The organism is Salmonella sp. K21076, from assembly GCF_039650795.1.
Classification (GTDB): Bacteria; Pseudomonadota; Gammaproteobacteria; order Enterobacterales; family Enterobacteriaceae; genus Salmonella; species Salmonella enterica.
In genome coordinates, this window is sequence record NZ_JBCLYA010000020.1 from 134,583 (window position 1) to 144,774 (window position 10,192).

The window sequence follows — 10,192 nt, forward strand, 5'->3', positions numbered from 1 at the left end:
GGCCTACAAACCGTACAATCGTAGGCCGGGTAAGCATAGCGCTACCCGGCACTATTCATCAGATCTTACAAGCGCCGCTTTCGCAGCCATCGTCCTGAATAGAAGGCGCCAAATCGTCCTGCGCATCTTCCGCGCCGTCGCGGGTATTTTGATAGTACAGAGTTTTCACGCCAAACTTATACGCGGTGAGCAAATCTTTCAGCAGTTGCTGCATCGGCACTTTTCCTGACGGGAAACGTGACGGATCGTAGTTGGTATTAGCGGAAATCGACTGGTCGATAAACTTCTGCATGATACCCACCAGTTGCAGATAACCGTCGTTGTTCGGCATCTCCCACAACAGTTCGTAAGCGTCTTTCAGATGCTCATAATCCGGCACGACCTGACGCAAAATACCGTCTTTCGAGGCCTTGATGCTGACGTAGCCGCGCGGTGGTTCGATACCGTTGGTGGCGTTGGAGATCTGGGATGACGTTTCCGACGGCATTAGCGCCGATAGCGTGGAGTTACGCAGACCGTGGGTTTTGATCGACTCACGCAGCTGTTCCCAGTCGTAGTGCAGCGGTTCGTTGACGATCGCATCCAGATCTTTTTTGTAGGTGTCGATCGGCAAAATGCCTTTTGCATAGGTGGTTTCGTTGAACCATGGGCAGGCGCCTTGCTCTTTCGCCAGTTCGTTGGACGCTTTAAGCAGATAGTACTGAATGGCTTCGAAGGTTTTATGCGTCAGATTATTGGCGCTGCCGTCGGAATAACGTTTACCGTTTTTCGCCAGCCAGTAGGCGAAGTTAATCACGCCAATGCCCAGCGTACGACGGCCCATTGCGCCGCGTTTGGCAGCCGGAATCGGGTAATCCTGATAATCGAGCAGAGCATCCAAAGCGCGTACTGCCAGAATAGCCAGTTCTTCCAGCTCGTCCAGAGTCTTAATGGCACCCAGGTTGAAGGCAGACAGCGTACACAACGCAATTTCGCCGTTTTCATCGTTGACATCGTTCAGCGGTTTGGTTGGCAGGGCAATCTCCAGACACAGGTTAGACTGGCGTACCGGGGCGACAACCGGATCGAACGGACTGTGAGTATTGCAGTGGTCAACGTTCTGGATATAGATACGACCGGTAGAGGCGCGTTCCTGCATCATCAGCGAGAACAGTTCGACCGCTTTCACACGCTGTTTGCGGATGCTGTCGTCGTTTTCATACTTCACGTACAGGCGTTCGAATTCGTCCTGGTCGGCGAAGAATGCATCGTATAGCCCGGGTACATCGGACGGACTGAACAGCGTAATGTCGCCGCCCTTCAGCAGGCGGGTGTACATCAGTTTGTTGATCTGTATGCCGTAGTCCATGTGACGTACGCGGTTGCCTTCCACGCCACGGTTGTTTTTCAGCACCAGCAGGCTTTCCACTTCCAGATGCCACATCGGGTAGAACAGTGTCGCCGCGCCGCCGCGCACGCCGCCCTGCGAGCAGGATTTCACCGCCGTCTGGAAGTGCTTGTAGAACGGAATACAGCCGGTGTGGAACGCCTCGCCGCCACGAATCGGGCTACCCAGCGCACGAATGCGGCCAGCGTTGATGCCGATACCGGCGCGCTGGGAAACGTATTTCACAATCGCGCTGGAGGTGGCGTTGATGGAATCCAGACTGTCGCCACACTCGATCAGTACGCAGGAGCTGAACTGACGGGTCGGGGTACGCACGCCGGACATGATGGGCGTCGGCAGCGAGATTTTGAACGTAGAGACCGCATCGTAAAAACGTTTTACATAGTCAAGACGCGTTTCACGCGGATAGTTAGAGAACAGGCAGGCCACTACCAGAATGTAGAGGAACTGCGCGCTTTCATAGATTTCGCCGGTCACGCGGTTTTGCACCAGATATTTCCCTTCCAGCTGCTTAACGGCAGCGTAGGAGAAGGTCATATCGCGATCGTGAACGATAAACGAATCCATCTGCTTGAACTCTTCTTCCGTGTAGTCTTCCAGCAGATGATTGTCGTATTTGCCAAGCTCAACCATTTTTACCACATGGTGGTAAAGTGCGGGCGGCTCAAACTGGCCGAAGGCTTTCTTACGCAGGTGGAAAATCGCCAGACGCGCAGCCAGGTATTGATAATCCGGCGCATCGCGAGAGATCAGGTCTGCGGCGGCCTTAATGATAGTTTCATGGATATCGGAGGTCTTAATCCCATCATAAAACTGAATATGCGAGCGTAGCTCGACCTGAGAAACCGATACGTTATTCAGTCCTTCTGCCGCCCAATCAAGCACGCGATGAATTTTGTCGAGATTGATGCGCTCAGTACGGCCGTCACGCTTTGTCACCAGCAGACTCTGATTCATGTAGTTTTCTACCTGTTTACCTGTCCGTGAAAGAAAAATATCCCCCCCGCTTATCCACAACGCCACGTTGTGACTAACTCTGTGGATAAATACTATATATAGGGGGTAATCGATAAGTGAAACGCTATATGGTGAGTATTCTAGTAGGGATTCTTTTGAGTACAAGAGTTGATTTTGGCGTTAAATTGCGGTTGTAAAAGAGTAAGAATCGCTAAATGCGCGTCTGATAAGGCCTGGAGAGGATGTCAACAATTCATAAAAAAATCAAAATTTGATCGAATGCTGATTTTTTCATCGAAGAGAAAGGTTGCGCCCGATGATCTAACGCAACCCTTATAGGAAAATTCTTTGATGTCAGGCTTTTTTAGCGCGGGTATGCAACATGTAGTTAACGTCTACTCCGGGACCGAGTTTGAAAGTATTGGTTATCGGGTTGTAGTGCAGCCCGGTGATATGTTGCTCTTTCAGGACGGTTTCATCTACCCAGCTTAACAGTTCAGCAGGCTTAATGAATTTCTTCACGTCGTGCGTGCCTTTTGGCACCATGCGCAGAATATACTCAGCGCCGACGACCGCCATCAGCCAGGATTTCCCATTGCGGTTCAACGTTGAGAAGAACACCTCGCCGCCGGGTTTAACCAGTTGGGCGCAGGCGTGGACGACCGATTGCGGATCGGGAACGTGCTCCAGCATTTCCATACAGGTGACGACGTCGTATTGCTGGGCGTGTTTTGCCGCATGTTCCTCAACCGTCTCCTGCACGTACTCTACCTCAATGCCGCTTTCCAGCGCATGCAGTTTGGCGACCTGCAAAGGCTCAAAGCCCATATCCAGCCCGGTAACGGTAGCGCCTTCGCGCGCCATGCTCTCCGCCAGAATACCGCCGCCACAGCCGACGTCGAGCACCTTTTTACCGAACAGGCCGCCTGAGCGCTCAGTAATGTAGCCAAGGCGTAGGGGGTTGATGCGATGCAATGGCTTGAATTCGCCCTTCAGATCCCACCAGCGCGACGCGACGGCTTCGAATTTGGCGATTTCATTATGGTCAACGTTGTGAGCTACCGACGGTTTTTCAGTGTTCATGAGTACATGAGATTCCGCTATTGATCTATCGGGGCAGTATAGCAGGTGCAAAGTCGCTGCGTTATATCTACTGCCGTCTTTATTACGCTTTCAGCGCAAGAAGTTTTCTTGCGCGTTCTGTAAAACCGCTACCGATGTGGTGCGTGATAAAATTACAGACGCCCTCGACGTTGTTGTTTTTTAACATATCTAAAATAGTGGCATGTCCACGGTTAGAGCTGGTGATATATTCAGCGGTAAAATCCAGTCTGTAGCGAATTGCCAATAAACGTGCAGAGATCAACAGGTGTGCTTGTGAAATGTATTTATTATCGGCATATTTCACAAAAACATAATGAAAATCATGATCCAGTTTGAGGTAAGCTTGCGTATCTCGCTCTGCATTAATTTTTGCTGACTTCGATAAAATATTGCTTAATTCGACTATGACATTGTTAGCATTTTTCTCCATCGCTTCACGAATTGCGCCCTGTTCAAGGATAACCCTCATTTTGATGAGATCATTGATATCCTCGTCGGTGACAGAAAAAACAAATGTCCCACTGCGGGGAATGATGTTGACCAGGTTTTCATTATAGCTCAGCCAAATAAAAGCTTCACGAATTGGTGTTTTACTTATCATCAGAATATTTGATAGTTCATTTTCACTGATCGCTTGCCCAAGATCGAAATCGCCATGGATAATCATCTCCCTTATTTTCTCTTTAATCACCTGGGTGATGGATTTGGGTATTTCAATTGATATGTGACTAAAATCACGCTTTAATCTATTTTTCATTTTCTTCTCCTCCATGGTTAAACCCGGCTCCATTGTAATTAATTTATTCAAAATTAACGGATCTAATATATCAGATATAAGAAAATTTACATACTTTATTGTTGTTATTGTATATTTCATTAAGTTTGCTTGCTGATATATCAGATATGACACATTAGCTTTTGAATTGTATTGTTTTTTACGTAACATCGATTCCGGTCAATACCCTTATTCATTGAATCATAAAAGGTGATGCAAAATGAGTAGTCCACAAGAAAATTTATACGATGCAATTCGTATTGTAAAAAGGAAAATCATTCCTTTGGCCTTTATTCTTTACTTTTTTAACTATATGGATCGTGTCAATATTGGGTTTGCTGCATTACGCATGAATGAATCTCTCGGTATTACGCCTGAGGATTTCGCTAATATTTCTTCTATATTCTTCATATCATATTTAATCTTTCAAATTCCGAGTAGCATTGGCTTGCAAAAGCTTGGCGCAAGAAAATGAATTAGTTCCATTATTATCGGCTGGGGAGCGGTAACAGGGCTGATTTTTTTTGCTAAAGATACTCAACATATTTTGCTGGCTCGCATTTTTTTGGGGGTATTTGAAGCTGGCTTTTTCCCGGGCATGGTTTATTATCTTGCATGTTGGTTCCCGGCTCGTGAACGCGGAAAAGTCAATAGTTTCTTCATGTTATCTATTGCTGTTGCATCGGTATTGGCTGCACCGATGTCTGGTTGGATCATCGAGCATTTGAATACCCCGGATTATGAAGGCTGGCGCTGGCTTTTTGCTATTGAAGGTATCCCTACCGTATTCCTTGGCATCCTGACATTTTATTTACTGCCTGACAGTCCAGAAAAGGCTAAATGGCTTACGCCACAGCAGATATCGGCCTTAGTTAATAAATTACGCACTGACAATGAAACCGCAGCTGCATTAAATAAAAATACCAACTCATCCTTTCTTTCCGTAATCAAAAATCCAGTTTTGCTTCAGCTTTCTTTCGCCTACATGTTGATTCAGGCGGCTGCTCTGGCGGCAAACTACTGGTTGCCGGGGTTGGTGAAGGGATTTTCAGCTGATTTTACGGATACTGACGTTGGTTTAATCATGAGTATTCCGTTTATTTTCGCTATGTTCAGCATGCCCTGGTGGGGCTGGCATTCCGATAAAAAGAATGAACGAAAATGGCATGCTGCATTACCCATGTTTCTGGCAGGCTGTGGTTTTCTGATGATTGCTCTTGTCCCCTCAATGTCGCTGAGAATGCTGGGGCTAACGTTCTATGGTGTTGGGATCCTCAGCTATTACGGACCTTACTGGGCGCTGCCTTCTGCATTATTGTCGCCGTCAGGGTTGGCTATCAGCATTGCGTTTATTAACTCATGTTCAAGTCTTGGCGGATTCCTGATTAATAAGTCACTGGGATTCGTTTCTACTCATTATGGTGCGACAGGAATATTTATTGTAGAGGCAATACTTTGCTTCGCTGCGGTAGCCGTTTTGGCGTTAATGAAAATTGATGTGAAAAAAGAAAAAAGCCAACAAACAAATGTTGTATCACGAACCTGATAAATGGAGAAATTATGAAAATTACGTCTATTGAAGTTTTTGACTGTGAATTAAAAAAAAGAGATCAAACGATGTCATCCTATAATCCAGTACTTATCCGGGTGAATACCGACTCAGGATTAAGTGGTATTGGCGAAGTAGGACTGGCCTATGGCGCAGGCGCTAAAGCTGGCGTAGGGATCATCAGAGATCTGGCGTCATTGATTGTGGGTGAAGATCCATTAAATATCGAAAAAATTTGGGAGTTCTTTTTCAGAAAGACTTTTTGGGGAATGGGAGGCGGGAACGTTTTTTATGCCGGAATGAGCGCTATTGATATTGCTCTTTGGGATATCAAAGGTAAATATTTAGGTGTACCTGTTTATCAGCTCCTTGGCGGGAAAACTAATGAAAAATTAAGAACCTATGCTAGTCAGTTACAATTTGGTTGGGGGGATAAACGCCAGATATTAGTGACACCTGAGGAATATGCTGAGGCGGCGCGTGCGGCTCTTGACGATGGATATGATGCGATTAAAGTGGATCCACTCGAAATCGATCGTAATGGCGATGACTGTGTTTTTCAGAATAGAAATCGTAACTATTCAGGATTGTTACTGGCCGATCAATTAAAAATGGGGGAAGCGCGAATTGCCGCTATGCGTGAAGCAATGGGGGATGATGCTGATATTATCGTAGAAATCCATTCTCTTCTCGGTACAAACTCAGCTATTCAATTTGCGAAGGCGATAGAAAAGTATCGTATCTTTCTTTATGAAGAACCGAGCCATCCATTAAATTCTGATAATATGCAGAAAGTTTCCCGTTCAACAACGATTCCAATCGCCACTGGCGAGCGTTCCTACACAAGATGGGGATACAGGGAATTACTGGAGAAACAGTCTATTGCCGTAGCGCAACCTGATTTGTGTCTCTGCGGCGGAATTACCGAAGGAAAGAAAATCTGTGACTATGCTAATATTTATGACACCACTGTACAGGTGCATGTTTGCGGCGGTCCTGTTTCCACGGTAGCCGCGCTGCATATGGAAACGGCAATTCCCAACTTTATTATTCATGAACATCATACCAATGCGATGAAAGCATCTATTCGGGAACTTTGTACCCACGATTATCAGCCGGAAAATGGCTATTATGTCGCGCCGGAACAGCCCGGATTGGGTCAGGAATTAAACGATGAGGTAGTGAAAGAATACCTGGCCTATGTGATTAAATAGCATCTGGTGATACTGATTATGGTTTATGCCTCCCGGCATATCCCCTAAATAATTCGAGTTGCAGGATAAAATGGTTAACCGTCTTGAACAGCGCTTGCGCTAACCCCGACGGGGCGAGGCCCAGGGATGGGCCGAGTAACTTGCCGCCAACGCACATGAAACTTGAAGTATGACGGGTATACACGGGAGGTATTGATTTTCCAGCCTATTCCTGGCCAGGCCCAGATCTCCTCTGTGTCGCCTCTGAAGCTGATCGCCGATAAACGCCGAGACCACGCTTATAAATGAAGAGAGCATGTGGCACCCGAATAAAGCATTGTCTGGCTGCATTCCGTTTACCAGTACGTGGGCGAATGTGTTATAATTTGCGACCTTTGAATCCGGGATACAGTAGAGGGATAGCGGTTAGATGAGCGACCTTGCGAGAGAAATTACACCGGTCAACATTGAGGAAGAGCTGAAGAGCTCCTATCTGGATTATGCGATGTCTGTCATTGTTGGCCGTGCGCTGCCGGATGTCCGAGATGGCCTGAAGCCGGTACACCGTCGCGTACTTTACGCCATGAACGTATTGGGCAATGACTGGAACAAAGCCTATAAAAAATCTGCCCGTGTCGTTGGTGACGTAATCGGTAAATACCATCCCCACGGCGATTTCGCAGTGTATGACACCATCGTTCGTATGGCGCAGCCATTCTCGCTGCGTTACATGCTGGTGGATGGTCAGGGTAACTTCGGTTCTATTGACGGCGACTCCGCGGCGGCAATGCGTTATACGGAGATCCGTCTGGCGAAAATCGCCCACGGACTGATGGCCGATCTCGAAAAAGAGACGGTGGATTTCGTGGATAACTATGACGGTACGGAAAAAATTCCGGACGTCATGCCGACCAAAATTCCGAATCTGCTGGTGAACGGTTCTTCCGGTATCGCAGTAGGTATGGCGACGAATATCCCGCCGCACAACCTGACGGAAGTGATTAACGGCTGCCTGGCGTATATCGACAACGAAGACATCAGCATTGAAGGGCTGATGGAACATATTCCGGGTCCGGACTTCCCGACCGCCGCGATCATCAACGGTCGTCGTGGTATCGAAGAAGCCTACCGTACCGGTCGTGGCAAAGTGTACATTCGCGCCCGCGCGGAAGTTGAAGCTGACGCGAAAACGGGCCGTGAAACCATCATCGTCCATGAAATTCCCTATCAGGTGAACAAAGCGCGCCTGATCGAGAAAATCGCCGAGCTGGTGAAAGATAAACGCGTGGAAGGCATCAGCGCGCTGCGTGACGAATCCGACAAAGACGGGATGCGCATCGTGATTGAAGTGAAACGCGATGCGGTGGGCGAGGTGGTGCTTAATAATCTCTACTCCCAGACCCAGCTACAGGTTTCCTTCGGTATTAACATGGTGGCGCTGCATCACGGCCAGCCGAAGATCATGAACCTGAAAGATATTATTTCAGCGTTCGTGCGCCACCGCCGTGAAGTGGTGACGCGTCGGACTATTTTTGAACTGCGTAAAGCCCGTGATCGTGCGCATATCCTTGAAGCTCTGGCGATTGCGCTGGCCAACATCGACCCGATTATCGAACTGATTCGCCGCGCGCCGACGCCGGCGGAAGCGAAAGCGGCGCTGATTTCGCGTCCGTGGGATCTGGGCAACGTTGCTGCGATGCTGGAGCGCGCCGGTGACGACGCCGCGCGTCCGGAATGGCTGGAGCCAGAATTTGGCGTGCGTGACGGTCAATACTACCTGACTGAACAGCAGGCGCAGGCGATTCTGGATCTGCGTTTGCAGAAACTGACCGGCCTGGAGCATGAAAAACTGCTCGACGAATACAAAGAGTTGCTGGAGCAGATCGCTGAACTGCTGCACATTCTGGGCAGCGCCGATCGCCTGATGGAAGTGATCCGCGAAGAGATGGAGTTAATTCGCGATCAGTTCGGCGATGAGCGTCGTACCGAAATCACCGCCAACAGCGCCGATATTAATATCGAAGATCTGATTAGCCAGGAAAATGTTGTCGTAACCTTGTCTCATCAGGGCTATGTGAAATATCAGCCGTTAACCGATTACGAAGCACAGCGTCGTGGCGGTAAAGGCAAATCAGCAGCACGTATTAAAGAAGAAGACTTTATCGACCGCCTGCTGGTGGCCAACACCCATGACACCATCCTTTGCTTCTCCAGCCGGGGCCGTCTGTACTGGATGAAGGTCTATCAGTTGCCGGAAGCCAGCCGTGGCGCGCGCGGTCGTCCGATCGTTAACCTGCTGCCGCTGGAAGCCAACGAACGTATCACCGCGATTCTGCCGGTTCGTGAGTACGAAGAAGGCGTCAACGTCTTTATGGCGACCGCCAGCGGTACCGTGAAGAAAACGGCGCTGACCGAATTCAGCCGTCCGCGTTCCGCCGGTATTATCGCGGTAAACCTCAACGACGGCGACGAGCTGATTGGCGTTGACCTGACTTCTGGTTCTGACGAAGTCATGCTGTTCTCGGCCGCGGGTAAAGTGGTGCGCTTCAAAGAAGACGCCGTCCGTGCGATGGGGCGTACCGCGACCGGTGTGCGCGGTATTAAGCTGGCGGGAGACGATAAAGTAGTTTCTCTGATCATCCCACGCGGCGAAGGCGCTATTCTGACCGTAACGCAAAACGGCTACGGGAAGCGTACCGCAGCGGACGAGTACCCGACCAAGTCTCGTGCGACGCAGGGCGTTATCTCTATCAAAGTGACCGAGCGCAACGGTTCCGTTGTCGGTGCGGTACAGGTAGACGATTGCGACCAGATCATGATGATCACGGATGCCGGTACTCTGGTGCGTACCCGAGTGTCTGAGATCAGCGTGGTGGGACGTAATACCCAGGGCGTTATCCTTATCCGCACGGCGGAAGATGAAAACGTAGTGGGTCTGCAACGCGTTGCTGAACCGGTAGATGACGAAGAACTCGATGCTATCGACGGCAGCGTGACGGAAGGGGATGAGGATATCGCCCCGGAAGCGGAAAGCGATGACGACGTTGCGGATGACGCTGACGAGTAATATTATTGCTGTGCGAGGGCCGGATATCCGGCCCTTTTTCTTGTCTATGGAAAACCCCCAGCTAGGCTGGGGGTTCCGGAAAGCTTTCAGCTTTAAGCCAGTTATTAAAACCCCTTTTGATTTGTTAAAACATCTTGCGGTCTGGCAACTGCAAAAGTTC

General features: G+C 48.9%; 5 protein-coding genes and 1 pseudogene. 3 read left to right on the forward strand and 3 right to left on the reverse strand.

The annotated features are described in order from the left end of the window. Positions 1–58: 58 nt before the first annotated feature. From nrdA to AAYN39_RS07730, 3 genes are all read right to left on the reverse strand, one after another. Positions 59–2,344: a class 1a ribonucleoside-diphosphate reductase subunit alpha gene (gene nrdA, locus AAYN39_RS07720; protein WP_001076502.1), complete on the reverse strand. Its 2,286-nt coding sequence runs from the start codon at positions 2,342–2,344 to the stop codon at positions 59–61. Positions 2,345–2,698: 354 nt separating this feature from the next. Beyond that, positions 2,699–3,427, reverse strand: coding sequence for a bifunctional 2-polyprenyl-6-hydroxyphenol methylase/3-demethylubiquinol 3-O-methyltransferase UbiG (gene ubiG / locus AAYN39_RS07725; RefSeq protein ID WP_001091011.1), 729 nt, complete (start codon positions 3,425–3,427; stop codon positions 2,699–2,701). Positions 3,428–3,509: 82 nt separating this feature from the next. After that, positions 3,510–4,394 (reverse strand): GntR family transcriptional regulator, encoded by an 885-nt coding sequence (locus AAYN39_RS07730; RefSeq protein WP_000944713.1) that lies wholly within the window; start codon positions 4,392–4,394, stop codon positions 3,510–3,512. A gap of 49 nt (positions 4,395–4,443) precedes the next feature. Here AAYN39_RS07730 and AAYN39_RS07735 point away from each other — a divergent pair. The 3 genes and pseudogenes from AAYN39_RS07735 (at position 4,444) to gyrA (ending at position 10,032) form a co-directional block, all read left to right on the forward strand. Beyond that, a pseudogene (locus AAYN39_RS07735) lies at positions 4,444–5,769 on the forward strand (MFS transporter). A 14-nt stretch (positions 5,770–5,783) separates the two neighbouring features. After that, entirely contained in the window at positions 5,784–6,986 is a 1,203-nt protein-coding gene (locus tag AAYN39_RS07740; RefSeq protein WP_000705594.1) for a mandelate racemase/muconate lactonizing enzyme family protein, read from the forward strand. Between the two features lie 409 nt (positions 6,987–7,395). After that, the gene (gene gyrA, locus AAYN39_RS07745) at positions 7,396–10,032 is read left to right on the forward strand and encodes a DNA topoisomerase (ATP-hydrolyzing) subunit A (RefSeq protein ID WP_044790595.1); all 2,637 of its coding nucleotides are present in this window, start codon (positions 7,396–7,398) and stop codon (positions 10,030–10,032) included. Positions 10,033–10,192: the final 160 nt, after the last annotated feature.